This is a genomic window from Paraburkholderia sp. SIMBA_027 (assembly GCF_046535315.1).
Classification (GTDB): Bacteria; Pseudomonadota; Gammaproteobacteria; order Burkholderiales; family Burkholderiaceae; genus Paraburkholderia; species Paraburkholderia tropica.
In genome coordinates this window covers 1-258 of record NZ_JAWRWY010000987.1, presented here as the reverse complement: position 1 = coordinate 258, position 258 = coordinate 1, and the positions used below count along the sequence as shown (strand labels likewise).

The 258-nt window shown below is 64.0% G+C and carries 1 protein-coding gene; it reads left to right on the top strand.

The window, feature by feature from the left end; translation table 11 throughout:
• A partial coding sequence (locus SB764_RS42055; protein ID WP_410867044.1) for an aminotransferase class III-fold pyridoxal phosphate-dependent enzyme occupies nucleotides 1-258 on the top strand: 258 nt, incomplete at both ends.

Below are 258 nucleotides of genomic sequence, written 5' to 3'. Positions count from 1 at the left end.
ATGGGGCTACGAGGTGAAGGGCGTGCCGGAAGGCAAGGCAGAGATCATCGTCTGCTCCGACAATTTCCACGGCCGGACGCTCAGCATCATCAGCTTCTCGACCGACCCGGATGCACGCACGGGCTTCGGACCTTACACGCCGGGCTTCCGCACCATCCCTTTCGGCGATGCCGATGCCTTTGCCGCCGCGATCAACGAAAACACCGTCGGCGCGCTGATCGAGCCGATCCAGGGCGAGGCCGGCGTCATCATTCCTCC